Here is a 23,462-nt window from a genome sequence, read left to right on the forward strand (position 1 = left end):
CCTACACCTCCACATCATACGGTTCATAGTCTTTACGCATCGGATGACCGACCCAGTCCTCACCAAGCAGAATACGCTTCAAATCAGGATGGTTACGGAAGCGGATACCCAGCAGGTCATAAGCTTCGCACTCCGGCCAGTTCGCTCCCTGCCACAAATCAACAACCGAATCAATTTCCGGATTATCGCGGTCGATTTTCACTTTTAAGGCAAGAGATTGAAGGTTTTTGAACGAGAATAGGTGAACATAGACTTCCATATGCGATTCAAAGTCGGTGCCGTGCAGCTCTGATAAGTAATCGAAACCCAGCTGATCGTTGAATCTCAGGAATTCTGCTATCCTGTGATAAGTATCTCGTTTTGCGACTAGTGTAGGTACATGCTTGGAAAGTCTGTTGATATAGAAATCCTCGAAGATATCTTCTCCAAGGTGATCTTTCAGTACCTTGACGTATTTATCGAGGAGGGGCTGGTTTGGCGAAGGCTTCTCTTCCTCCTCTTCCCCCTTATCTGCCGCCTTTTTCTTAGCACGAGCGGCAGCCGCTTTCGCCTTTGCGGCAGCGACTGCTTTTGCTTTTTCGTCCTCCCCATCTGCTCCTTCGGCTGCTTCCTTTTTCCTTTTTGCCGCAGCCTTGGCTTTTGCGGCAGCTGCTGCTTTTTTCTTTTCTTTGTCTTCCTCTGTGTCAGCGTCCTTAGGTTCAGCTTCTTGTTCCTTCTGCTTTCTATCCGCTTCAGCAGCTTCTTTTACTGGTTTCTTTTTGGATGATTCTTCATCGGTATCTTCTTTTTTTCCTGACTCTGTTTCTTTCTGTTCTTTTGCCTTTTTCTTAGCTAATGCAGCCGCTTTCGCTTTTGCTGCTGCGGCAGCTTTTTTCTTTGCAAGCTCCTTGTCCGACTCCTTCTCATCACTGGGGTCTTCTTCTTTATCAGGAGCAATTTTTGAGTTTTTCACCTTTTCTTCAGGAGGTTCCTGCTCTGCTTTTTCCCTCTTTAATTCTTCTGCTTTAGAACGGGCTTCCTCGGCAGCTTTCTTTTTTTCCAGTTCCTTATCATCACTCATCGGCTGGTCACCCGCTTTCCTGTCTTAGCTTCGTAGCGGATTTTTTCCTGCAGTTTATTAATTCCGTATATCAATGCGGCTGGATTCGGAGGGCATCCAGGAATGTACACGTCCACAGGAACGATCTGGTCCACACCCTTCACCACAGCATATGATTTGATATACGGGCCGCCTGCAGTCGCACAGGAGCCCATGGCGATCACATATTTTGGTTCCGGCATTTGATCATACAGCCTGCGCAATACCGGCGCCATTTTTTTCGTAACCGTGCCAGATACAATCATGACATCTGACTGACGGGGGGAAGTCCGGAAAAAGGAGCCGAAACGGTCAAGGTCATAATGGGAGGAACCAACCCCCATCATTTCAATGGCACAGCAGGCCAGCCCAAAGGTCATCGGCCATAAGGAATTACTTCTGGCCCAGGCTTTGACTTGTTCCAATGTAACCATAAAAACGTTGCGATCCAGTTCAGCTTTTTCATTTGGTGAAATACTCTCCAGATTCAAATCCATTGTAGCACCTTCTTTTTCCAGGCATAAATTAAGCCGATCAAAAGCATCACCACAAAGATAAGCATTTCAATCAGCGCAAATAAACCGAGCTGTTCATAGGCTACAGCCCATGGGTACAGGAACACGGTTTCGACATCAAAAATGACAAACATGAGAGCAAAAATATAATAGCGGGCGTTGAACTGCACGCGCGCATCCTGAAACGGCTCAATCCCGCTTTCATAGGTGGTCCTTTTTTGCTCTGATGGGTTATTCGGACGTAATAGCCTGCCAAGTGACAATGCAACAATTGGAAGCAGGATGCCGAGACCAAGAAAGATGACCACTACCAGATAACTATTTTGGTAGTTGAATAGATCAGCCATTTCCCCTCCCCCTTTTTCTATTTAAATTTTTGAAGATTAGCAATATTGTAATCGCTATCATTATAGCAAATACTGTATATAGTGTCGATACGAGGCCGATGATATAACAAATATTTACTATTTTTGAGCATTACTCCCTACCTCAACTTTAGCGGAAACAGAACATGGCTGCTATGACAAATCTCACTTATATGGACATGTATGTGCTGCCCACTAATAGTCTATTATTTATTTTCAGGAAAATGAGTATCAATAAAAAAACAGCAGCTGCTGTTTGAATGTCAGCTGCTGCTGGTTGTAGTTTGTCTGATTATTTTACTGCTTTTGCTGATTTACTCACGAATCGCTTGCCGGCGGATGCTTGCCGCGGGCACGGCCTAAAGCTATGGTCAAGAATATCGCTTGACCACGTGGATCTTCGGCTCGCGCTGTTCCCGCAGGCGTCACCACCTCTCGCTTATCATGGAATCAACTATGATGTATCAGTATATCGCTATTACTTTAACAGCTACCAATCTAAAAAAGGGCGATTTTCTTTTTGATTTTAAAAAAATCACCCTTTTTCTTGTACAAAAAAATACTACATAAAACCTAAGGTATAGAGTCTCTTAAAACTTAATCAAAAGCGTAACAGCCTTGCCTCTCCTGAAAGGGTCTCATCGTTTCCTTGTTCAAGGCAATCAGCAATGCGAAAATTTTTTACATACGAAAAAAACCACAAAGAAAAATCAACTTCTTCGTGGTTTTTCATGTTAAAGAGGCTTATTGGGACAGCCCCATCATTTATTTTCGTATACATCTAAACGGTTGATGGCACGTTTCAATGCCATTTCAGCCCGTTTGAAATCAACATCCTCCTGCTTTGCCTGCAGACGGCGTTCGGCACGCTCCTTTGCTTTCCGGGCCCGCTCGATATCAATCTCAGATGGTTTCTCTGCTGATTGAGCGAGAATGGTCACTTTTTCAGGACGGACTTCCAAAAAGCCCCCACTGACAGCGATCCGCTCGGAATTCCCTTTTCTCTTGAGACGTACTGCGCTGATAGTCAGAGGAGCCACCATCGGTATGTGACCTGGAAGTACCCCCAGTTCACCGCTCTCTGCCTTACAGCTCACCATTTCAAATGCATCTTCCAAAACCGGGCCATCAGGAGTGACAACACTCACCGTTAGTGTCTTCATGATTACCCCTCCTTGGGCTAGCCTCACAGGGGCCGTCCACGCCTTCATGAGACGGCTTCCTGTTCGTCATACTAGTGCGATTGCTTATTGCATTTGTTTTGCATTTTCAACGACATCTTCAATACGTCCGACAAGACGGAAAGCATCTTCCGGAAGATCATCATATTTACCATCCAGGATTTCCCTGAAACCACGTACTGTTTCTTGTACTGGTACGTAGGAACCTTTTTGGCCAGTAAACTGTTCGGCAACGTGGAAGTTCTGGGATAGGAAGAACTGGATACGACGAGCGCGAGCTACTGTAAGCTTGTCTTCGTCTGACAGTTCATCCATTCCAAGGATTGCGATGATGTCTTGCAGTTCTTTGTAGCGCTGCAGGGTACGCTGTACTTCACGCGCCACTTCATAATGTTCGTTTCCGACGATGTCCGGGTCAAGTGCACGGGAAGTGGATGCTAAAGGATCCACGGCCGGGTAGATACCCTGCTCGGAAAGTTTACGTTCAAGGTTCGTAGTCGCATCCAAGTGGGCGAACGTTGTCGCCGGAGCTGGATCCGTATAGTCATCGGCTGGTACATAGATTGCCTGGATGGATGTTACGGAACCTTTATCTGTGGATGTGATACGCTCCTGCAATTGTCCCATCTCTGTCGCAAGTGTCGGCTGGTAACCAACGGCTGATGGCATACGGCCAAGCAATGCGGATACCTCCAGACCACCTTGGGTGAAACGGAAAATGTTATCGATGAAGAACAGAACGTCCTGTCCTTGCTCATCACGGAAGTATTCTGCCATTGTCAAACCGGTAAGGGCAACACGCATACGTGCTCCTGGCGGCTCGTTCATCTGACCGAATACCATCGCAGTTTTTGAAATAACGCCAGAATCTTTCATTTCAAAGTAAAGGTCGTTACCTTCACGTGTCCGTTCACCAACACCGGCGAATACGGAAATACCACCATGCTCCTGGGCGATGTTGTTGATCAGTTCCTGGATTAATACGGTTTTACCAACACCGGCGCCACCGAACAATCCGATCTTACCACCTTTTACGTAAGGGGCAAGCAGGTCAACGACTTTGATGCCTGTTTCCAGGATCTCTGTCTCTGTTGCAAGGTTTTCAAATTTTGGAGCCTCTCGGTGGATAGGGTCACGGCGGACGTCCCCTCCCAGCGGCTCATCAAGGTCGATATTTTCTCCCAATACGTTAAACACACGTCCAAGTGTCACTTCACCGACTGGTACAGAAATCGGGCCACCTTTGTCGATTACTTCCATTCCGCGTCTGACACCTTCCGTTGATGCCATGGCAACGGTACGGACAGCGTTGTCACCGAGGTGAAGAGCGACTTCCAGTGTAAGGTCAATGCTTACTTCGTTTTCGGACTGTGCAATAGATTGTACGTGCAATGCATTATTGATGTCAGGAAGCAGGCCGTCTTCGAAAGATACGTCGACAACCGGTCCCATGACTTGGATTACGCGTCCTTTGCTCATCGATTTCCCTCCTAACTTACTTTTCGAACTCCAGGAAACTGGCTATTCCAGGGCAGCTGCGCCACCGACGATTTCCGTGATTTCCTGCGTGATGGCTGCTTGACGGGCACGGTTATATTTAAGCGACAGGTCGCCGATCAAATCATCCGCGTTATCCGTAGCACTCTTCATCGCTGTCATACGAGCAGCGTGTTCACTCGCTTTTCCATCGAGTAACGCACCATAAATCAAGCTTTCCGCGTATTGCGGCAGTAATACCTCCAAAATTTCTTCCTGGCTCGGTTCGTACTCATAGGAGCTTGAACCTTTGCTCGCTTCCTCTTCTAAATTAGTCAGCGGGAGAAGTTTTTTCTCAGTTACCTCCTGGGTAATCGCACTGACATAATGATTGTAATAGATATAGAGCTCATCAATTACTTCATCGGTATAAAGCTGAACGGAATCAGCAGCGATATCCTTGATGTCGGCAAAATTCGGCTGATCCGCTAGTCCGATGATTTCGTTATTGATCGGCATGTTGCGTTTTCGGAAAAAGTCGCGTCCAATACGCCCGATTGTAATCAGCGTATATTCGTCGGTGGAATTGTGGCGCTGCTTGATGGTCTGGTAAACCGAGCGCAGCACACTGCTGTTATACGCACCGGCAAGGCCACGATCTGATGTGATCACCAGGTAGCCTGTCCGCTTTACATCACGGGATTTAAGCATGGGATGGTCCGGGTTGCCGCCTCCCGCAGAAATGCTTGCTACTACTTCCTGGATTTTTTCACTATAGGGAACGAATGATCTGGCATTCTGCTCTGCACGGTTAAGCTTAGATGCAGAAACCATTTCCATCGCTTTTGTAATCTGTTTCGTCTTTTTTGTGGAATCTATCCGTCCTTTAATATCTCTAAGGGATGCCACGCTATTTCACCACCCTTTCTAACAAAGGTTGTGTTCCTTTATTCTGAAACGACGAACGTTTTCTTGAATGCTTCAATCGCTTCTTTCATTTCACCTTCATCGGCAAGCTTTCCAGTTTCACGGATTTGCTTGAGAAGGTCTTTACGGTTATTGTCCAGCCATACATGGAATTCATCTTCAAAACGAGTGATATCCTCGACAGGAATTTCATCAAGATATCCTTTTGTCAAAGCGAAAATGATCATGACCTGTTTTTCAACTGCGAGCGGCTTATGCAAGCCCTGCTTCAATACTTCAACCGTACGAGCACCACGATTCAACTTGGCCTGGGTAGCCTTGTCCAGGTCAGAACCGAACTGTGCGAATGCTTCCAGCTCACGGTAAGAAGCGAGGTCAAGACGCAATGTACCGGCAACTTTCTTCATCGCTTTGATTTGTGCGGAACCACCGACACGGGATACGGAAAGACCTGCGTTGATCGCCGGACGTACACCGGAGAAAAATAAATCTGATTGCAGGAAGATCTGACCGTCCGTGATGGAAATGACGTTCGTCGGGATATAGGCGGAGATGTCCCCAGCCTGGGTCTCAACGAATGGCAGTGCTGTCAAAGATCCGCCACCTTTGGCATCACTGAGCTTCGCAGCACGTTCCAATAGACGGGAATGAAGATAGAATACATCCCCCGGGAATGCTTCACGGCCTGGCGGGCGGCGAAGAAGCAAGGAAAGTTCACGATAGGCAGCAGCCTGTTTAGAAAGGTCATCATATACGACCAATACATGCTTACCGTTATACATGAAATCTTCACCCATGGAAACACCGGCATATGGAGCCAGATAAAGTAATGGAGCTGGCTGGGAAGCCCCTGCAGTGACAACAATCGTGTAGTCAAGTGCTCCGTGACGGCGAAGTGTTTCAACCGTACCGCGCACAGTTGATTCTTTTTGTCCGATTGCTACGTAGATACAAATCATATCTTGATCGGCCTGATTCAGAATCGTATCAATGGCTACAGATGTTTTACCTGTCTGACGGTCCCCAATGATCAATTCACGCTGACCACGGCCAATTGGTACAAGGGCGTCAATCGCCTTGATACCAGTCTGTAATGGCTCATCAACAGATTTACGATCCATGACACCTGGTGCCGGGGATTCGATTGGACGAGTTCTTGTTGTTTCGATGGCGCCTTTTCCGTCAACTGCCTGTCCAAGTGGATTTACCACGCGTCCAAGGAGCTCTTCTCCAACCGGTACTTGCATGATGCGTCCAGTACGGCGGACTTCGTCTCCCTCTTTGATATCAGTGAACGGTCCCAAAATGACAAGACCGACGTTATTTTCCTCCAGGTTCTGGGCAAGACCCATGACACCATTTGAGAATTCAACCAGCTCACCAGACATGACGTTGTCAAGTCCATGAGCACGTGCGATACCGTCACCGACCTGGATGACTGTACCTACATCATTGACTTCAATATCAGATTCATAGCTTTCAATTTGCTTTTTTATCAGAGAACTGATTTCTTCAGCTTTGATGCTCATGCCATTTCACCCCTATCATCTTTTGTTTGGCGATACCAGTTTCCGTTCGATGCGTTCCAGCTTACCACTGACAGATCCGTCGTAGATGCGGTTTCCGATCCGGAGCTTCAAGCCGCCAAGGATGGAACGGTCCACGATATTCGTGATCTTCAAGGTGTTTTTGCCGATTTTCTTCGCAAAGACATGAGAAATCTGGAGCTTTTCTTCTTCCGTGAGTTCGCGGACAGAGTAAACTTTTGCTTCCGCAACCCCTTTGGCATCATTCACTTTATTTATGAAATGATCGATCATTTCTGGAATGATTTCGAGACGGTGTCTATCCACTAACAGCATCAATGTGTTAGCAATATCAGCAGAAAGGTTCTTCATGGAAGTACGGATGATGTCTTTCTTCTGATCGTTCGAAATCCTTGGATGCTTCAGGAAGGTGACGAAGCTTTTATTTGCAGCCCAAACTTCGCGAACAGCACGAAGTTCCTCTTCGTATTGATCCAATTTGTCTTTTTCTTTACCGAGTTGAAAGAGCGCTTCTGCGTAACGCTTGGATACGACCGTTTCACTCATCGCTCTTCTCCTACCTCTTTGATATACTCATCGATCAACTTCTGCTGATCCTGTTCAGACAATTCTTTTTCAATCACTTTACTGGCAATCAGGACGGACAAGGACGCAACCTTGTCTTGCAATGCCTGAATAGCTTTTTCTTTTTCCTGCTCGATTTCTTCGCGGGCAGAAACTTTGATTCGTTCTGCTTCCGTACGAGCTGAATTGATAATGCTTTGCTCCTGCTGACCAGCAGTCTTTTTAGCTTCTTCAATGATAGCCTGTGCATCCTGCCTGGTCTTTTTCAGTTCCTCAGAAGCGTCTCTTTGCATTTTTTGTGCTTCTTCGCGGCTTTTTTCCGCTGTATCTATTTCATTGGAAATATAGCTTTCCCGTTCCTTTAACATGTCCATCAAAGGTCCCCAGGCGAATTTTCCAAGGAGGGCTAATAGAACAAGGAAGAAAATCAATTGGACTAGCATGTCTCCTACCATTAAACCGCCTTCTGCACCGATGACCAACCAACCTGTGTATGCTCCCACAGTATTCACTCCTTTCCACATGTTACCGTAACAGGCTTTACATGAGAAAATTCGGCTTAAGTTGAATTTCCACCTTAAGTCGAAGTTTTAATCTCATCTGCCCGGGTATTAATATGTCGTAGTCATAAAGGAAGGGCGAAGATCTTCATCTAGACGAACTTCGCCACTAAGAATTGCTTGAAATTATTGTCCCATTACGATAAATGCGATAACGACACCAATGATTGGAATCGCCTCTACCAATGCAACACCGATGAACATTGTAGTTTGAAGTACCCCACGAAGTTCAGGCTGACGTGCGATTCCCTCTACTGTTCTACCTACGATAAGACCGTTACCAATACCAGCACCTACTGCTGCTAGACCTACTGCGATTGCAGCTGCTATTAGACCCATTATTACTCCTCCTTAAAATATAGAAAGTTTTTATATTCTTTTATTTAATGGTCTGAACTCACTTTGTGAGACATGTAAACCATTGTCAACATGGTGAAAATGAAAGCCTGGATAAAACCTATGAATGTACTGAATCCCTGCCAAGCAAGCAATGGGATTGCAGCCCCGAAAAATCCTCCGACACTGGAAACGGCCAGTCCAGCCAAAAGTGTCAACAGGATTTCACCTGCGTAAATGTTACCATATAGCCGGAGACCAAGCGTCAATGTGTTGGCGAATTCCTCGATAATCTTAAATGGAAATAAGAAAGGGAGTGGACGGAAAAAATCTTTTCCATATTCTTTAGCTCCTTTTTCCTTGATCCCATAGTAATGAGTCAATACGACAACCATTGTAGCCAGAGTCAATGTGATCCCAGCATCTGATGTCGGTGACTTCCACCATAATTCATGGCCGAACACCGCCATCGTTATTACCCCTAGCATGTTGGCGACAAAGATATAAGTAAATAGCGTCAACCCCAGCGGCAAAAACTTCCTGCCTGTTTTCCAATCCATATTAGAACCGATGATTCCTTTGATGAAATCGATCAGCCATTCGATGAAATTCTGCCATCCTCGCGGTTTCCTTTGCAGGTTCCTGCTTGCCATTACTGCAAAAATAAATACGATCGCAGATGCAATAAACATCATCAATACGTTGGATAGGTTGAAATCCAGCCATGGAATCCCCAATACATCCAAAGCTAAAGGTGCTTCATGATTCATTGTGCTCACCCCTCTTCCATATATTGATTTCTTGAGTCAAAAAGCAAAAAATCTATAATAATGACAACGTATATTGTCATTAATCCAATAACAACTCCGATTATGTGGAAATACTCATTAAATTGGAGAGCGATCAATACGGCCAGTCCAGCCGAAGCCAGTCTTGAAAAGGTGCCAAGCTTGTAGGATTTTCGTTGGTCGGAGCCTGCATGGTCGATACTTTTGCGGATTTTGCGCTGCATTTGCAGTAAGTTGATAAAACTGAAGACCGAGCCTAAGAGGATCCCTAAGAAAATTGTTTTGTAATCTGTAAAACCCCAACCGAGGACGAATGTTGCCAGTAGATAAAACATCCACTTACGTTGTCGGGTGATCATGAGATGATATCGCTGCATATTATTGTTCTCCCGTATACTGTCGTACTAAGCGGATTGTTCCGTATGTACCTGCTCCCACCCCTAAGAGGATACCAATAATCAAAAAGAGTGGCTGTGTCGCTAGCTGCTCATCAATAAACTTTCCCAGAAACGCGCCGGCCAATGGTCCACCAGCCAGCTGAGACACGATAGCACTCGTCAGCGCCATAGCTTGAAATGGATTTTTCTGCCTTTTCAAAGCAACCGCTCCCATCCTGATTTTGGAGATGGAAAACCTTCGTGATAAAAGTGTGTGAAAACCTTATCATGCACACTAAGTAAGCATACAATAGGGGTATTGGGTTGTCAATGAGTTTGTGAGCAAAAATACATATGGATTGACAAATTTCAACAGCACCTATTTTGCTATTAAATAACCCTTGTTTCATTATATAAAAAATTCCATATTTTTAAAGTGAAACGGTTACAGAATTTCACGGTAATCGCAGGGTTAATTGCCATAAGTATACATGGAATGGAAAACTTATCTCGTATAAAAATGTGAAAATTTTATGACATTAATGCAGGGTAATTCTGACAAAATACGAGCTGGTTAGATCCGTTAGGAGTAACGATGCATGCATGAGGGTATTTAAACCTAAATTGCCTTGTCATTTATGGTATCCTCGTCATGTTTTTGTGCAAAGAAAAGCGGCTTCCAACGAGGGGGCCGGCCAATTGCAAAAAGTTATTCATGATCATTAGAAATAGAAAAAAAGAGCTGATTTACCAGCTCTTTTTTTCAGTCTACATAGATTTCTACCGGGGTTCCGTAGCTGTAATGGTTCTTGTCATTCTGGATGGTAATGACAGCTATGAACCTCCCGCCATTATTGATAAGTTTTTCATTTACCTCCCCTTCTACCACACCTTCTTTCACTTCCTCAAGCTCGACAAGCTTTTTTACATGGGTGAGCGTGTCTGGGTTGTACAGGTCAATTTTCACGTACTCCGAATCCTCAGGCAAATAGAATCTGTACTGGTAATCTGTCTGATCAAATTGGGAGGCAGTTATTTCAAAGCCCATAGCCCTTGGGTAATCGCTGGTTTCCAGCATGAACAAATATGGCAGTTCAAACGTTTGATCAATACTTTTCATCTTGATCCAGCCTTGATGCAGCCCTTTTTCCAGGAAAACAGGCTGAACATGCAGGCGGATCTTCACAGTCTTCTTCTCCCCGGGGGCGAGCGTAAAGCTTTCTGGAAGTATCCATTGCATCCCCTGCTTATGCTTTGGTTGTTCAAAGCTCAATGTCTGTTTGGTGTCACTCGTATTTTTAATAGAAATGGGTAACGTCTTTTTCGGAAAATTTGTGTTGAAACGGCCAAAGTTGAGCTTGGATGGTCTGATTTTCACAGCAGGTTTTAGTGCAGATTTAATATCCACCTTCCCCATCCCCTGTTCGGTCGGCATATATAACTCCCCAGCCTCATCCACTAGTGGCTCTGCAGTAGAGAGAATGGCGGTTTTTATATCCTCAGGTTCCCAGTCTGGATGGGCTTCCTTCAGCAAGGCGGCAATCCCTGCTATATGAGGAGCGGCCATGCTCGTTCCTTGCAGTTCCTGATAGCCCCCGGGTACAGTGCTGTCAATAGCTACCCCAGGGGCGAGGATATCCGGCTTGATCGTCCAATTGGATGTCACCGGTCCTCTTGAACTGAATGCTGCAAGATGGTCGACTTCTTTTCTATATTCCGTTGTCAGCCACTGGTTAGCTGATTTACTTTTTTCTGACAGCCATTTTCCATCTTCTTTTGATACCGCTACGACTGGTATACTGACGCTTGAGCCATCGATTGCTCCACGGAATTCACCCTTTTCATTGTTATAAATGATCACAGCTTCCGCACCGGCCGCTTCGGCAAGCATTGCTTTATCAGTAAAAGGAACTTTCCCCCGTTTCATCAGGACAATTTTTCCCCGGGCATTATTCAATGGCTTATCACCTATCCCTCCATCGACTAATCGGTATCTCTTTTCAAGCTCCCATTCCGATGAACCTATCATAGGGATGAGTGGAATCTCCTTGTCATGGAATGAGTCTTTAATAATCGGGACTTTCATAGGAGGGGTTGATGCCCCGACGGTAATCGCTTCCGTCGAGGTTGCAGGCGACCCGACCGTCCATGTATCCGGCCCGGTGTTCCCGGCAGCGACGACCACCGTTACTCCAAGCTTTACTGCTGTATCGACAGCCACACTCGTCGGCCAGTCCGGACCATTCACCTCATTGCCGAGGGAGAGATTAATGACATCCATCCCATCCTTTACTGCCTCTTCAATTGCTGCGATCACCTGCACAGATGTGCCGGCACCACCTGGGCCAAGTGCGCGATAACCATACAAAGAAGCATCAGGCGCGATCCCTTTCATTTTTCCATCAGCCGCGATGATTCCTGCAACATGCGTGCCATGGCTGGTAGCTCCATTTTCTGTCGTTTCCATGGGATCCTCATCAAAATCGACGACATCAAAGCCTCCCTTGTAATTCTTGATCAGGTCCGGATGAGTATAATCGATTCCAGTGTCGATTACACCTACTTTGACACCTTTTCCAGTATAAGGAATCGGGGCATTACCACGCTGGACTTCTTTCAAAAATGGGACAGACTGGTTGATATTTTCTATTTTAGTCGCATGATAAGTCTGCACAGGATGGCGATTGACGATAGCATCAATTTCGCTTAATTGTTCGACTTTATCCGGTGGACCTTTGACAGCAAGACCATTAAGGACAGTATCATAAACAGTCAGCACTTCCATTCTTGGAAGGTTCTGCTCTATTTCCTTTCTTACTTGGTAAGGATTACCATCGACTTCAATGATCCAAGTCGCTTCTTTCTCTTTTTCAAACCCTGAAGTAACCAAGAAGATGAAAGTAGTGATGATAAGGATCGTAGAGTTACGCAGCATTTTCTCGCCCCTTTCGTTCTTTATATTATCTGAAGAAAAGGCTGAGATATTCTTCTTTAAGGGCTCTGAAAAAGCATTTTCTAAAAGGAGCTGTTAAGATTTGTTGTTGGTTCTTAACTCTTGTCGGCGGATGCTTGGCGCGGGCACAGCCTCAAGCCTTCTTGACCAAGTTGATCTTCGGATCGCGCTGTTCCCACAGGCGTCACCACCGATCGCTCATCGTGGGAGTCAACTGAGGCAAATCTAAAAAGAGTGGAAGGTTTTTCGGATTCTGAAGGTGGAGGCTATTGTTTATGATCGTTCAAGTCGGAAATATGCTCGCCCAGCTATGATTTATGCTTGCCCCAGGCAGAAATACGCTTGCCCAGCAAAGGATTATGCTCGCCCCGGGCGGAAATATGCTCGTTCAGGCAAAAGGCAGGACGAAATAAAAATTCCACGGGAGTGTATGGACACTCTCCGTGGAATTTTTCTGCATATTGTATTATGGATGGAATTCTTCCGGTTTGGCATCACGCTGATTAAAGAAATAGCGGATCGCTTCAGCTATTCGGTTTGAAGCTTGCCCATCTCCATAAGGGTTGGATGCTTTAGACATTACTTCGTGTGCATTTGCATCTGACAGCAATTCATCGGCAAGATTGAAAATATTATCTTCGTCGGTGCCAGCAAGCTTCAGGGTCCCTGCTTCGATTCCCTCCGGGCGTTCGGTGGTATCTCGCAGGACAAGCACTGGCACCCCAAGGGATGGGGCTTCTTCCTGGACACCACCAGAATCGGTTAAAATCAGGTGAGCTCGTGAGGCGAAATTATGAAAATCGATGACTCCCAGTGGTGAAATCAACTTGATGCGATCGTCATTGCCAAGAATTTTTTCTGCCGTTTCCTGAACTACCGGGTTCAGGTGAACAGGATACACGACCTGGATATCTTCATGGGTTTCGACCAGACGTTTGATCGCCCGGAACATCTGCTCCATATTCTCCCCGAGGTTTTCTCTGCGGTGAGCAGTCATGAGCACAAGACGTCGGTCACCAAGATCGTCGATTACTTCATGGGAATAATCCTCGTCTACAGTCGTTTTCAAGGCGTCGATTGCAGTATTTCCAGTTATGAAAATGCTATCTTCGGATTTATTTTCTGCGATGAGATTCTCTTGTGATTTACTGGTCGGAGCAAAATGCAGATCAGCAAGCACCCCTGTCAATTGTCTGTTCATTTCTTCAGGATACGGGGAATATTTATTCCAGGTACGCAGTCCTGCTTCGACGTGTCCTACTGGTATCTGATTATAATAGGCAGCGATCGATGCAGCAAACGTCGTAGTCGTGTCACCATGGACCAGCACAATATCAGGCTTTGTTTCTTTCATGACATTATCCAGACCCTCCATTGCGCGGGAAGTGACCTGCGTCAATGTCTGACGCTGTTTCATGATATTCAGATCATGATCCGGTTCAATAGCAAAAATCTCAAGTACCTGGTCAAGCATTTCCCTATGTTGGGCTGTCACCGTAACGATCGGTTCGAACTCGGCCGGCCGTTTTTTCAATTCAAGCACTAGTGGAGCCATTTTGATTGCTTCCGGTCTGGTACCGAAAATTGTCATCACCTTGATAGGTTTCGTCATGTTGACACTCCCATCTATTTTGTTCCGAATAAACGGTCGCCAGCATCGCCAAGACCTGGCACAATATATCCTTTATCGTTCAGTTTCTCATCCAATGCTGCAAGGTAGATGTCCACATCAGGATGGGCTTTTTGGACAGCCTCCACCCCTTCAGGTGCAGCCACGATACACATCAGACGAATTTGACGGGCACCACGATTTTTGAGCGAGTCAATCGCAGCATTGGCGGATCCGCCTGTTGCCAGCATCGGGTCGAGGACAATCAGTTCACGTTCTTCTATATCGCTCGGGAGCTTTACATAGTATTCCACCGGCTTCAAAGTTTCTGGATCGCGATACAAACCAACATGGCCTACTTTAGCAGCTGGAATCAATTGCAGCATACCATCTACCATGCCAAGTCCGGCACGTAAAATCGGAACAAGACCGATTTTTTTCCCTGTAAGAACTTTCGCTTTTGCTCCGGAAACCACTGGCGTATCGATTTCCACTTCTTCCACAGGCAAATCACGAGTGATTTCAAAAGCCATCAAAGCAGCCACTTCGTCCACGAGCTCTCGAAAGTCTTTCGTGCCTGTACTATTTTTCCGTATGTATGTCAGCTTATGTTGGATTAACGGATGATCCAAAACGTATACGTTTCCCATTAGCCGATTCACTCCTTCGACATATTTTATAGTTGGCATCCTTCAAATTGTACAAAAGAAAAACAATAACCGCAACCTGAAGAAAGTGGAAGTGTCTGTTGAATAGTTTATCAGCGGTCGCTGCGTATTAGATATCTCGAAAAGTCAATGATAACGAAATCCACAGGCTGCCACCAGCGCTGGACCAATCCCTCCCCGCTATTGACCTGCAATACTAATCGCCAATGAAAAAGAGGCTGAACCAGGGGGAATTTTTCCTGGTAACAACCTCTTTGTCCATTATTGATATAGTGGGAACTGGCTGGTCAAGCGTAGTACACGCTCAGCAGCCTGCTTCATTTTCTCTTCGTCTTCATGGTTTTTAAGTGTGAAGGCGATAATTTCTGCGATTTCGTCCATTTCTTTTTCCCCGAAGCCGCGGGAAGTGACTGCTGCTGTACCGATACGGATACCGCTGGTTACAAACGGGCTTTCCGGGTCGAAAGGGATGGTGTTCTTGTTCGTCGTTACGCCAACTTCATCCAATGCTTTTTCAGCTACTTTACCAGTAAGATTCAGCGGACGTACATCAAGGAGCAGCAAGTGGTTGTCTGTACCGCCGGACACTAGGCGTACACCTTGTTTTTGCAAGGACTCACCAAGTCGCTTGGCATTTTTGATGACCTGCTCAGAATAAGACTTGAAATCATCCTGTAAAGCTTCATAAAAGGAAACAGCTTTAGCAGCGATGACGTGCATCAATGGGCCGCCCTGCATGCCAGGGAAAACGGTCTTATCAATTTTCTTGGCGAATTCCTCTTTGCACAGGATCATTCCGCCACGTGGCCCGCGTAATGTCTTATGGGTAGTTGTCGTGACAAAATGGGCGTGAGGGACTGGGTTCGGGTGATGGCCAGTAGCTACAAGACCGGCAATATGCGCCATATCAACCAGCAGGTAGGCACCGACTTCATCGGCTATTTCCCGGAATTTCGCAAAATCAATGGTACGGGAATAGGCACTGGCTCCAGCTACAATCAGCTTCGGCTTTAGCTCCTTCGCTTTTTCCAATACAGCGTCATAGTCAATTCTTTCTGTTTCTTTATCTACACCATAATCTTCAAAATTGTACAGTTTACCGCTGAAGTTTACGGAGCTTCCGTGTGTCAAATGGCCGCCATGATTCAGATTCATTCCAAGTACTGTATCGCCTGGTTCCAGGACGGTAAAATAAACAGCCATGTTCGCCTGGGCGCCAGAATGAGTCTGTACATTAGCGTGATCAGCACCGAACAATTCTTTTGCACGATCACGGGCCAAATTCTCAACGACATCCACATGTTCACAGCCGCCATAGTAACGTCGGCCAGGATAGCCTTCCGCATATTTATTCGTCAGGACGGAGCCCATTGCTTCCATCACTGCTTCTGAGACGAAATTTTCAGATGCGATCAGTTCAATCTTTTCCTGCTGCCTGGTTTTTTCATCCTCCATTGCTTGGAATACTGCCAGGTCCCTTTGTTTGACTTGTTCCATCATTACTTTCCCCTCTCTGCTGTTGCAAATGATTAGTCACACTCTGCTTCCACTTGTGGCTGCTTGTATACGGCGCGTTCGCCGCCAATGAGGCGCAGCCTGGTCCGGGCTGTGTTCAAATGGGCATGTCCAACAGACTTCTGTGAAAACCGAAGCGGGACGGCCACTCGTTTCAAGTGCATCCCGATCAGGGTATCACCAATATCGATCCCCACTTCCGCCTGTACTGTTTCTGCCAATACAGGGTCTTCCAGCCGCTTATATGCGTAGGAAGCCATCGAACCGCCAGCCTTTGGAACCGGGATGGCAGAAACCTGCTCGTACCCGTGTTCCTTCATTGTACTGCGCTCCATGACTAACGCCCGGTTCAAGTGCTCACAACATTGAAAAATGAGTGCTGCGCCAGTTTCCTCCTTAAGACGTTGAAACGCCTCGAACAACACGGCAGCTATTTCTTCACTTCCGGAAGTGCCGATCCGTTCACCTGCAATTTCACTGGTAGAACAGCCGATGACAAATTGCTCGCCTGCCTTGATATGACCACTCTCGGAAATTTCAGTCACGATTGTCTCGACATCTTTACTGATGCGTTCCAAATCCATGATATGCTGCCACCTCCATGAGGCTGAATTTGAGCCCAAAAACTTTCAACTACTTTACCAATTTTGAAAAAAGAGAAGCCTATATTTCATATGCTCCTCTACACTCTATTTTCTATTCTATTATTTATTTTCGTATTCGGCAATCTTTCCAACCCGATTTGCGTGACGTCCGCCTTCATATTCTGTGGAAACCCACGTACGGACGATTTCTATTGCAAGTCCAGGACCGATTACACGTTCCCCCATGCACAGGACATTGGAGTCATTGTGCTCACGGGTAGCTTTGGCGCTGAACAGATCATGGACAAGCGCTGCGCGGATGCCCTTCACTTTATTTGCTGAAATAGACATTCCAATACCTGTCCCGCAGATGAGGATTCCTTTATCAAATTCCCCATTTGCCACACGCTCCGCTGCAGGGATTCCGTAATCTGGATAATCGACGGACCCGGCACAGTCACAACCGATATCTTCGTATTGAATTTCCAGTTCGTCTAACAAGGAGGCAATTTCTTTCCGCAAGTTCGTTCCTCCATGGTCGGACGCTAGAATTATTTTCATGCTGCCATCACTCCTTCTGATTATATGATGCTTGTTTCCCAAGAACATGTCAATTGCCAGGTGTCGAATTTAATGCCAATACCAGGAAGATCTTGATCATAGGGTTAAAGCATCAACACCCATCATTTTAATATTTTACAAAATTAAAAAAACAGCTGCCAGGTTTGCTGGTCAGCTGTTATTATCTTCTAATTTTTTCACAAGGAGTACTATATGCTTCTCGATATCTTCACGGGTCTTACGGTAAATGGCCACATCGCCACCAAATGGGTCGACAATGTCAAGATCCGGGAGTTGATCCTCTAATTCCTGAATTTTTTCCAAATCCTTTTTACAGGCTTCATATAGCTTATTCTGTATTGTTTCCATATCATCCTCACCTTTATGGTCCTGGAGGATGCGGGATTTTTTTTCTTCAAGATCAGCATACGCTGTTTTAAGCTTTTCCCAATTGCTGGACTGATCGATCAGCACGTATTCTTTTAAGGTAAAGCATTTGTCCCGACAGTTTTCATCCTGCATGATAAGTGTCTGTTTATGCTGTTCGCTCATCGTTAAAATGATATCCGCCCATTCCACCAGCTCAGGTGTAACCGGCTGGGAATGATGATCGAAGGCAATGCTCTGTTCCTCGAGCACTTGTCTTGTCCCTTCTGACATCGGACTGCCTTTACCAGCAAATATTCCAGCAGACCGCACTTCAACATTATTACCGAGGTGTTTCAGCAGCGCTTCCGCCATCGGGCTCCGGCAAGTATTGCCTGTGCATACGAACAAAACCTTCATTCCCTGATCTCCTCCTAAAAAGCTTCTTTCTTTTACCAATATTATCATAAGGGAATTTTCTGAGGAAAATAATCAGTATGATCAAAAAATCATATTCAGGCCGATGCCACAAAGAATACTGCCGCCAAGTAATTCACTGTAAGTGCCCAGCAGTCCTTTCGCTTTTCTGCCTAGGATGAATCCAAGCCATGTAAGTACCATGCTGATGCAGCCGAAAAGGACAACAGCCATCAGCATGCCTGCACCGGAAATACCGAGGCTTAAGCCTGCCGAAAAGCTGTCGATGCTCACAGTGAAAGCAAACAGGTAGACGCCTGGACCAATAGGGGCCTGGGGCGGCTTTTTATCGTCGCGGAAAGAGGAAAAGAACATGTGGGCTCCTAAGCCGAGCAGCAATGCCCCACCAATGAGAATGGTTGCCTGGTCAAACTGGGAAGAGACCAATTTGCCCAGTGTAATTCCGATGAAAGGCATGACCATGTGAAAAATCCCAACCATAATTCCTATGAAAAACACTCGCTTTAAACGGATGACCTGCATGCCCATTCCCAATGATACAGAAAAAGCATCCAGCCCCAGTGCAAAGGCAAGTACAGCTAATGAAACGAATTCTCCCAACCAAATGGAAGCCATTTGAAAACCTCCCCGGACATGCTATCTCACTATATGCGGGAAGGGAGGCGTATATGATGCTTCAGAATTGATTGATTTTTTTCACTGCTGCTTTTTCGAGGCGGTTCATAATCGCTTCTCCGACGCCATGTTCCGGGAAGCTTTCACATAAAATCACATCGACATCCGATTTCTTAAACTCTCGTAATGCTTTATACAAATGGACAGCGATTTCTTTTAAATCATCACGGGAACCACAGGAGATGACTCGTTTATCGAGAAGCTGCGTCGCCAGTTCGCTGCTGGCAATCACACCTACCCGCGAACCTTCTTGCTCCAGGTTTTCCAGTTGATCCAAGAAGAAGCTGTCATCCCCATCAATGAGCCACAACGGGGATTCCGGTGCGTAATGGGTATATTTCATGCCCGGGGATTTCGGCTGGTCCTTTTGATCAGCAAGGGCGGGGTCAACCATGACTTCCCCAGTGACCTGCTCAATTTGCTCGCGGGTAATCCCACCCGGACGCAAAATGACCGGAATCTCCCCTGTGCAGTCCACAACGGTCGACTCCAGGCCAACCCCAGTAGGACCCCCGTCAATTATACCTCCAATCCTTCCATGCAAATCTTGATAGACATGATCTGCGTCAGTCGGACTTGGACGCCCGGACCGATTGGCACTGGGAGCAGCAAGCGGTACAGAAGAGGCTTTCAAAACCTCTATTGCTACAGGGTGATCCGGCATACGCACAGCAACCGTGTCCAGTCCAGCCGTAACATTTTTCGCCGCTGTTCCGTTACTCTTCAGCACTAATGTCAATGGCCCTGGCATGAATCGATCGATCAGCTTCCTGGCCATTCCTGGAATGGAAGTGACTAGCATACCTATTTGTTCATATTCCGCTACGTGAACGATGAGTGGATTATCAGCTGGACGGCCCTTTGCCCGGAATATTTTATCCACAGCTTGCTCACACGTCGCATCCGCGCTAAGTCCATAGACCGTTTCTGTCGGAAAAGCCACGACTTCCCCTTTTTCCAGTAAACGCACTGCTTCATCAATTTGTCTGCTATAATCCGCTACAGCACTGGGATTTATTTTCCAAATCTTTGTTTCGATATCCATACTTTTTCTCCTTTTTCATCTGCTATATTCATTATGAAGTTTGCAGCAGAGGGAAGCAAGTGAAGGAGCTGTGCACAAGTTACCCACAACTTATACACACTACTGTGAATAATTTCTGTTAAATAATCGCTTTTCTACTTATTTATCCACATATATCTCATAAAAAGAGATGAAGTTATCCCCATAAGTGGATAACTTCATCTTCCCGTACTGTATTCCCATAAACGCTGCCCCGCCTGCTCTGTGTCTGAACCCTGACATTTGAAATCGAAATGTTCCAACAGCGCGTCTAATTGCTCCGTATGACTGGTTACACGGATCGTTTTCCAATCCGATTCATCCATTTGCGCAATGATGGTATGAAAAATCACCAGCAGCAATTCAGGTGTCGCCTGTAAGAATAGTGTAAGCTGTTTCAATTTTGCACAATAATCATCCACAGGTACTAAGAGATAGCTGCCAATAGAGACATCGCCTTCCCTTATCAAAAAACCATGCTCAAGTAGTTTATCACGCTCGAATCCCTCATTGGCCGGATGATTATATTTGATTGCAATCCGATTCCAATGTGCGTCATCTATTTTTACAATTTCCATATAGAAACCCACTCCCTTTCTATCATTACTCTATGAGAAAGGGTGGGTTTTATATGCTAAGAAAATATATTCTTTATACCATTCCAGACTTTAACTAAGAAAAAATCAACTTCCGGCTCATCGGCTGGAGGCGCTTCTACGTTTGCCTGATCACCTGCTTCTGCAGCTGAAGCGACTGTTGCACCATCTGAAAAATCAAGGAAGCATAATGGCGGGAACAGGACACACCACCAGTTTTCGCCATTTCCTTTGCCTAGTGTAATCAGGATAGCTTCATAGTTGCCGGCAGGATAAACGAAATTGCCATAAAGCTTTGTCGGGAACTTAACACTATCATCATAATCAACCTGATAAGATTGCCCGCTTCCAGCTTCCTCTATCGTCGCCGCTACGATTCTTTCAATGTCAGGAAGACGGCTTTCGATCAGTTCTCTTGCAGCTTCAATGGAGGTGAGCTCTTCCACCCATTTCGTTATTTCCGCATTTACTTTGTCTCTTACTTCCCGCTTCAACTCCTGATCAGCCTTCTGATTGCTGTTTGCCAATATCCGAAGCCGGATAGCTTCATCAGGGATGACTTGAAAATCACTGGTGCTGCCTGCCTCAATCGAACGGTAAGATGGATCAGATATAAAAAGGAATGATAGAATCATGAATAAAATAAGTGCACGTTTCATTTTGTTTCCCCTCTCCCATGACTTGTATGTTTCTAAGTATGGGCAGGGGAATGTAGTTTTAAACTCTTAATCTAGCATTTTTCTTCTATACTGTTTTTCGCGAATACCATTCTTGGTTTTCCGTTGAGATCTTTTCGGATCTCTGCCTGATAGCCGGTAAGCGTGTCTTGAATCATTTTTTTTACTATCTCTCCCTGTTGATGACCAATCTCAAATACAATCAGGGAAGGGCGGAAATCGCAGGAACGGATTTGGCCGATGATTTCCCGATAAGCGGCAAGGCCATTTTCGTCAGCAAATAGAGCCAAGTGGGGATCAAATTCAGAGACCGTATCGGAGAGGTCCCCAGCTTCCGTTTCAGAAATGTATGGAGGGTTCGACACAATGATATCCGGGTTTGTATCTTCCGGCAGCGGACTTAGGAAATTTCCTTGATGAAAGCTGACAGATGCCTGAAGTTCTTCCGCATTTCTGCTGGCAGTCTCGATTGCTTCCGGGGATATATCTGTCGCATGCAGTTTGCTCTGCGGATGCTCCAGGGCAAGTGTGCATGCGATTGCACCGCTCCCTGTGCCGATATCAACTATGGTAAGCGGTTTTTCTGAATATATTTCCCCGATAAAACTTAGTACACCTTCCACCAGCTCTTCCGTTTCTTGTCTCGGTATGAGCACATGGGAATTTACATGGAATCTGCGTCCGTAAAATTCCGAGTGGCCGATCAAATGCTGGACGGGGATTCCTGTCTCGGCATGGCGTTGCACATCATTTATAAAATCTTCACGCTTATCACTTGGGAAAGAATCGCGCTCATATACGAGCATCTGTGTAAACGACATGCCTAGGTGATGCTCGAGCAGTATATCGCCGACACGCTCTTCCCGCTGATTGTTTTTTAAAAAAAGGGAAGCCCAGCGCCGGGCTTCCTGAATTGTTTTAAATGGTAGGTCCATTTTACTCACCAATCTGTTCCAGTTTTTTCGTTTGTTCTTCCATGATCAAGGAATCTAGAATTTCGTCTAATTTCCCTTCCAGAATCTGGTCAAGCTTCTGTATCGTAAGGCCGATGCGATGGTCGGTTACACGGCTTTGCGGGAAGTTGTACGTACGGATCCGTTCGGAACGATCACCGGAACCGACAGCCGACTTCCTATTTTCATCGTATTCCGCCTGTGCTTCCTGCTGGAATTTATCATATATTCTGGCACGAAGTACCTTCATTGCTTTTTCCTTATTCTTGATCTGGGATTTTTCATCCTGGCAGGATACGACGACACCGGTCGGTTCGTGGGTCAAACGTACAGCAGACATTGTCGTGTTGACGCTTTGCCCACCTGGACCGCTGGATGCAAACGTATCGACACGAATGTCTTTGTCATGGATTTCCACTTCCACTTCTTCTGCTTCCGGCAGTACAGCTACCGTTGCAGTAGAAGTGTGAATGCGACCGCCTGATTCTGTTTCCGGTACACGCTGGACACGATGCGCTCCATTTTCATACTTCAGCTTTGAATAAGCCCCCTGTCCGTTCACCATGAAAATGACTTCTTTATAACCGCCTACATCATTTTGGTGGGATTCGATCACTTCGACTTTCCACCCCTGCGTTTCTGCATAACGACTGTACATCCGGAATAAATCACCAGCAAACAAGGCAGCTTCGTCCCCGCCTGCTGCTCCCCGTACTTCCATGATGACGTTCTTATCATCATTAGGGTCTTTTGGAATCATCAATACCTTCAGGCGCTCTTCCAGCTTTTCCTTTTGTTCCTGCAATTCCTGGATTTCTTCTTTTACCATATCGTACATATCATCATCAAGACTATCATCAAGCATAGTCCTGGCGTCATCCAACTGAGCGGTGACATCCTTATATTCACGATAGGCCTGGACTGTCTCCTCAAGCCCAGCCTGTTCCTTTGAATAGTCACGTAATTTATTCGTATCACTGATCACTTCTGGATCACTTAATAGTTCATTCAATTTTTCATAACGATCTTCTAATGTTTGTAAACGTTCTAACATTCGATCCACCTCTTTCTCTATAACAGTATAATTATA

Annotated in this window: 26 protein-coding genes; all 26 read right to left on the minus strand. The window is 45.8% G+C overall.

Going from position 1 to position 23,462, the window contains the following annotated elements; all coding sequences use genetic code 11:
- Nucleotide 1: 1 nt before the first annotated feature.
- Nucleotides 2-1,060 (minus strand): NADH-quinone oxidoreductase subunit C, encoded by a 1,059-nt coding sequence (locus JOC33_RS03175; RefSeq protein WP_205090872.1) that lies wholly within the window; start codon nt 1,058-1,060, stop codon nt 2-4.
- The gene (locus JOC33_RS03180) at nt 1,057-1,575 is read right to left on the minus strand and encodes a NuoB/complex I 20 kDa subunit family protein (protein ID WP_205090875.1); all 519 of its coding nucleotides are present in this window, start codon (nt 1,573-1,575) and stop codon (nt 1,057-1,059) included. The genes JOC33_RS03175 and JOC33_RS03180 overlap by 4 nt, the downstream gene beginning before the upstream one ends.
- Nucleotides 1,566-1,940, minus strand: a complete 375-nt coding sequence (locus JOC33_RS03185; RefSeq protein ID WP_205090876.1) for an NADH-quinone oxidoreductase subunit A — start codon at nt 1,938-1,940, stop codon at nt 1,566-1,568. Before JOC33_RS03185 ends, JOC33_RS03180 begins: the two co-directional genes overlap by 10 nt.
- A 779-nt stretch (nt 1,941-2,719) precedes the next feature.
- Nucleotides 2,720-3,121: a F0F1 ATP synthase subunit epsilon gene (locus JOC33_RS03190; protein WP_205090877.1), complete on the minus strand. Its 402-nt coding sequence runs from the start codon at nt 3,119-3,121 to the stop codon at nt 2,720-2,722.
- Between the two features lie 84 nt (nt 3,122-3,205).
- Nucleotides 3,206-4,618: a F0F1 ATP synthase subunit beta gene (gene atpD, locus JOC33_RS03195; RefSeq protein WP_205090878.1), complete on the minus strand. Its 1,413-nt coding sequence runs from the start codon at nt 4,616-4,618 to the stop codon at nt 3,206-3,208.
- A 42-nt stretch (nt 4,619-4,660) separates the two neighbouring features.
- Complete coding sequence (locus JOC33_RS03200) at nt 4,661-5,524, minus strand: F0F1 ATP synthase subunit gamma (RefSeq protein WP_205090879.1); 864 nt, start codon at nt 5,522-5,524, stop codon at nt 4,661-4,663.
- Between the two features lie 38 nt (nt 5,525-5,562).
- Nucleotides 5,563-7,071 carry a F0F1 ATP synthase subunit alpha gene (gene atpA, locus JOC33_RS03205; RefSeq protein ID WP_205090880.1) on the minus strand — a complete coding sequence of 503 codons (1,509 nt, stop codon included), beginning with the start codon at nt 7,069-7,071 and terminating at the stop codon, nt 5,563-5,565.
- A 15-nt stretch (nt 7,072-7,086) separates the two neighbouring features.
- The gene (locus tag JOC33_RS03210; RefSeq protein WP_205090881.1) at nt 7,087-7,635 is read right to left on the minus strand and encodes a F0F1 ATP synthase subunit delta; all 549 of its coding nucleotides are present in this window, start codon (nt 7,633-7,635) and stop codon (nt 7,087-7,089) included.
- Nucleotides 7,632-8,156 carry a F0F1 ATP synthase subunit B gene (locus JOC33_RS03215; RefSeq protein ID WP_338054463.1) on the minus strand — a complete coding sequence of 175 codons (525 nt, stop codon included), beginning with the start codon at nt 8,154-8,156 and terminating at the stop codon, nt 7,632-7,634. Before JOC33_RS03215 ends, JOC33_RS03210 begins: the two co-directional genes overlap by 4 nt.
- A 183-nt stretch (nt 8,157-8,339) precedes the next feature.
- Entirely contained in the window at nt 8,340-8,552 is a 213-nt protein-coding gene (gene atpE, locus JOC33_RS03220) for a F0F1 ATP synthase subunit C (RefSeq protein ID WP_205090884.1), read from the minus strand.
- 44 nt (nt 8,553-8,596) lie between these two features.
- On the minus strand, nt 8,597-9,319 hold the full coding sequence (gene atpB, locus JOC33_RS03225; RefSeq protein WP_205090886.1) for a F0F1 ATP synthase subunit A: 723 nt from the start codon (nt 9,317-9,319) through the stop codon (nt 8,597-8,599).
- 5 nt (nt 9,320-9,324) lie between these two features.
- A complete protein-coding gene (locus JOC33_RS03230) occupies nt 9,325-9,714 on the minus strand; it encodes an ATP synthase subunit I (RefSeq protein WP_205090888.1) in 390 nt (129 codons plus the stop codon).
- A gap of 1 nt (nt 9,715) precedes the next feature.
- Nucleotides 9,716-9,904: an AtpZ/AtpI family protein gene (locus JOC33_RS03235; RefSeq protein ID WP_420825695.1), complete on the minus strand. Its 189-nt coding sequence runs from the start codon at nt 9,902-9,904 to the stop codon at nt 9,716-9,718.
- Between the two features lie 573 nt (nt 9,905-10,477).
- Nucleotides 10,478-12,649 carry a S8 family serine peptidase gene (locus JOC33_RS03240; protein ID WP_205090892.1) on the minus strand — a complete coding sequence of 724 codons (2,172 nt, stop codon included), beginning with the start codon at nt 12,647-12,649 and terminating at the stop codon, nt 10,478-10,480.
- 484 nt (nt 12,650-13,133) lie between these two features.
- Nucleotides 13,134-14,279: a non-hydrolyzing UDP-N-acetylglucosamine 2-epimerase gene (gene wecB / locus JOC33_RS03245; RefSeq protein ID WP_205090893.1), complete on the minus strand. Its 1,146-nt coding sequence runs from the start codon at nt 14,277-14,279 to the stop codon at nt 13,134-13,136.
- Nucleotides 14,280-14,293: 14 nt separating this feature from the next.
- A complete protein-coding gene (gene upp / locus JOC33_RS03250; RefSeq protein ID WP_205090894.1) occupies nt 14,294-14,926 on the minus strand; it encodes a uracil phosphoribosyltransferase in 633 nt (210 codons plus the stop codon).
- Nucleotides 14,927-15,205: 279 nt separating this feature from the next.
- Entirely contained in the window at nt 15,206-16,441 is a 1,236-nt protein-coding gene (locus JOC33_RS03255) for a serine hydroxymethyltransferase (protein WP_205091529.1), read from the minus strand.
- Nucleotides 16,442-16,473: 32 nt separating this feature from the next.
- The gene (locus JOC33_RS03260; RefSeq protein WP_205090895.1) at nt 16,474-17,043 is read right to left on the minus strand and encodes a TIGR01440 family protein; all 570 of its coding nucleotides are present in this window, start codon (nt 17,041-17,043) and stop codon (nt 16,474-16,476) included.
- A 120-nt stretch (nt 17,044-17,163) separates the two neighbouring features.
- Nucleotides 17,164-17,604 (minus strand): ribose 5-phosphate isomerase B, encoded by a 441-nt coding sequence (rpiB, locus tag JOC33_RS03265; RefSeq protein WP_205090896.1) that lies wholly within the window; start codon nt 17,602-17,604, stop codon nt 17,164-17,166.
- Nucleotides 17,605-17,775: 171 nt separating this feature from the next.
- On the minus strand, nt 17,776-18,390 hold the full coding sequence (locus JOC33_RS03270) for a low molecular weight protein arginine phosphatase (RefSeq protein WP_205090897.1): 615 nt from the start codon (nt 18,388-18,390) through the stop codon (nt 17,776-17,778).
- 81 nt (nt 18,391-18,471) lie between these two features.
- Nucleotides 18,472-19,023: a manganese efflux pump MntP gene (locus JOC33_RS03275; protein WP_205090899.1), complete on the minus strand. Its 552-nt coding sequence runs from the start codon at nt 19,021-19,023 to the stop codon at nt 18,472-18,474.
- Between the two features lie 61 nt (nt 19,024-19,084).
- Nucleotides 19,085-20,128 carry an L-threonylcarbamoyladenylate synthase gene (locus JOC33_RS03280; RefSeq protein ID WP_205090900.1) on the minus strand — a complete coding sequence of 348 codons (1,044 nt, stop codon included), beginning with the start codon at nt 20,126-20,128 and terminating at the stop codon, nt 19,085-19,087.
- Nucleotides 20,129-20,325: 197 nt separating this feature from the next.
- Entirely contained in the window at nt 20,326-20,724 is a 399-nt protein-coding gene (locus JOC33_RS03285; protein WP_205090901.1) for a hypothetical protein, read from the minus strand.
- Nucleotides 20,725-20,780: 56 nt separating this feature from the next.
- Complete coding sequence (spoIIR, locus tag JOC33_RS03290) at nt 20,781-21,401, minus strand: stage II sporulation protein R (protein WP_205090902.1); 621 nt, start codon at nt 21,399-21,401, stop codon at nt 20,781-20,783.
- 71 nt (nt 21,402-21,472) lie between these two features.
- Nucleotides 21,473-22,354: a peptide chain release factor N(5)-glutamine methyltransferase gene (prmC, locus tag JOC33_RS03295; protein WP_205091530.1), complete on the minus strand. Its 882-nt coding sequence runs from the start codon at nt 22,352-22,354 to the stop codon at nt 21,473-21,475.
- A 1-nt stretch (nt 22,355) separates the two neighbouring features.
- The gene (gene prfA / locus JOC33_RS03300; RefSeq protein ID WP_205090903.1) at nt 22,356-23,426 is read right to left on the minus strand and encodes a peptide chain release factor 1; all 1,071 of its coding nucleotides are present in this window, start codon (nt 23,424-23,426) and stop codon (nt 22,356-22,358) included.
- Nucleotides 23,427-23,462 lie beyond the last annotated feature (36 nt).

It is taken from the genome of Thalassobacillus pellis, from assembly GCF_016908295.1.
GTDB classification, from domain to species: domain Bacteria; phylum Bacillota; class Bacilli; order Bacillales; family Halobacillaceae; genus Thalassobacillus; species Thalassobacillus pellis.

Excerpts from the sequence above, each read along its gene's own strand:
- spoIIR (WP_205090902.1), bottom strand. The coding sequence starts at position 21,401 with ATGAAACGTGCACTTATTTTATTCATGATTCTATCATTCCTTTTTATA.
- atpB (WP_205090886.1), bottom strand. The coding sequence starts at position 9,319 with ATGAATCATGAAGCACCTTTAGCTTTGGATGTATTGGGGATTCCATGG.
- JOC33_RS03240 (WP_205090892.1), bottom strand. The coding sequence starts at position 12,649 with ATGCTGCGTAACTCTACGATCCTTATCATCACTACTTTCATCTTCTTG.
- JOC33_RS03185 (WP_205090876.1), bottom strand. The coding sequence starts at position 1,940 with ATGGCTGATCTATTCAACTACCAAAATAGTTATCTGGTAGTGGTCATC.
- atpD (WP_205090878.1), bottom strand. The coding sequence starts at position 4,618 with ATGAGCAAAGGACGCGTAATCCAAGTCATGGGACCGGTTGTCGACGTA.
- JOC33_RS03210 (WP_205090881.1), bottom strand. The coding sequence starts at position 7,635 with ATGAGTGAAACGGTCGTATCCAAGCGTTACGCAGAAGCGCTCTTTCAA.
- prfA (WP_205090903.1), bottom strand. The coding sequence starts at position 23,426 with ATGTTAGAACGTTTACAAACATTAGAAGATCGTTATGAAAAATTGAAT.
- JOC33_RS03255 (WP_205091529.1), bottom strand. The coding sequence starts at position 16,441 with ATGGAACAAGTCAAACAAAGGGACCTGGCAGTATTCCAAGCAATGGAG.
- atpA (WP_205090880.1), bottom strand. The coding sequence starts at position 7,071 with ATGAGCATCAAAGCTGAAGAAATCAGTTCTCTGATAAAAAAGCAAATT.
- upp (WP_205090894.1), bottom strand. The coding sequence starts at position 14,926 with ATGGGAAACGTATACGTTTTGGATCATCCGTTAATCCAACATAAGCTG.
- JOC33_RS03280 (WP_205090900.1), bottom strand. The coding sequence starts at position 20,128 with ATGGATATCGAAACAAAGATTTGGAAAATAAATCCCAGTGCTGTAGCG.
- JOC33_RS03175 (WP_205090872.1), bottom strand. The coding sequence starts at position 1,060 with ATGAGTGATGATAAGGAACTGGAAAAAAAGAAAGCTGCCGAGGAAGCC.
- JOC33_RS03270 (WP_205090897.1), bottom strand. The coding sequence starts at position 18,390 with ATGAAGGTTTTGTTCGTATGCACAGGCAATACTTGCCGGAGCCCGATG.
- JOC33_RS03260 (WP_205090895.1), bottom strand. The coding sequence starts at position 17,043 with ATGGATTTGGAACGCATCAGTAAAGATGTCGAGACAATCGTGACTGAA.
- JOC33_RS03190 (WP_205090877.1), bottom strand. The coding sequence starts at position 3,121 with ATGAAGACACTAACGGTGAGTGTTGTCACTCCTGATGGCCCGGTTTTG.
- wecB (WP_205090893.1), bottom strand. The coding sequence starts at position 14,279 with ATGACGAAACCTATCAAGGTGATGACAATTTTCGGTACCAGACCGGAA.
- JOC33_RS03285 (WP_205090901.1), bottom strand. The coding sequence starts at position 20,724 with ATGGAAATTGTAAAAATAGATGACGCACATTGGAATCGGATTGCAATC.
- rpiB (WP_205090896.1), bottom strand. The coding sequence starts at position 17,604 with ATGAAAATAATTCTAGCGTCCGACCATGGAGGAACGAACTTGCGGAAA.
- JOC33_RS03180 (WP_205090875.1), bottom strand. The coding sequence starts at position 1,575 with ATGGATTTGAATCTGGAGAGTATTTCACCAAATGAAAAAGCTGAACTG.
- prmC (WP_205091530.1), bottom strand. The coding sequence starts at position 22,354 with ATGGACCTACCATTTAAAACAATTCAGGAAGCCCGGCGCTGGGCTTCC.
- JOC33_RS03235 (WP_420825695.1), bottom strand. The coding sequence starts at position 9,904 with ATGGCGCTGACGAGTGCTATCGTGTCTCAGCTGGCTGGTGGACCATTG.
- JOC33_RS03230 (WP_205090888.1), bottom strand. The coding sequence starts at position 9,714 with ATGCAGCGATATCATCTCATGATCACCCGACAACGTAAGTGGATGTTT.
- atpE (WP_205090884.1), bottom strand. The coding sequence starts at position 8,552 with ATGGGTCTAATAGCAGCTGCAATCGCAGTAGGTCTAGCAGCAGTAGGT.
- JOC33_RS03275 (WP_205090899.1), bottom strand. The coding sequence starts at position 19,023 with ATGGCTTCCATTTGGTTGGGAGAATTCGTTTCATTAGCTGTACTTGCC.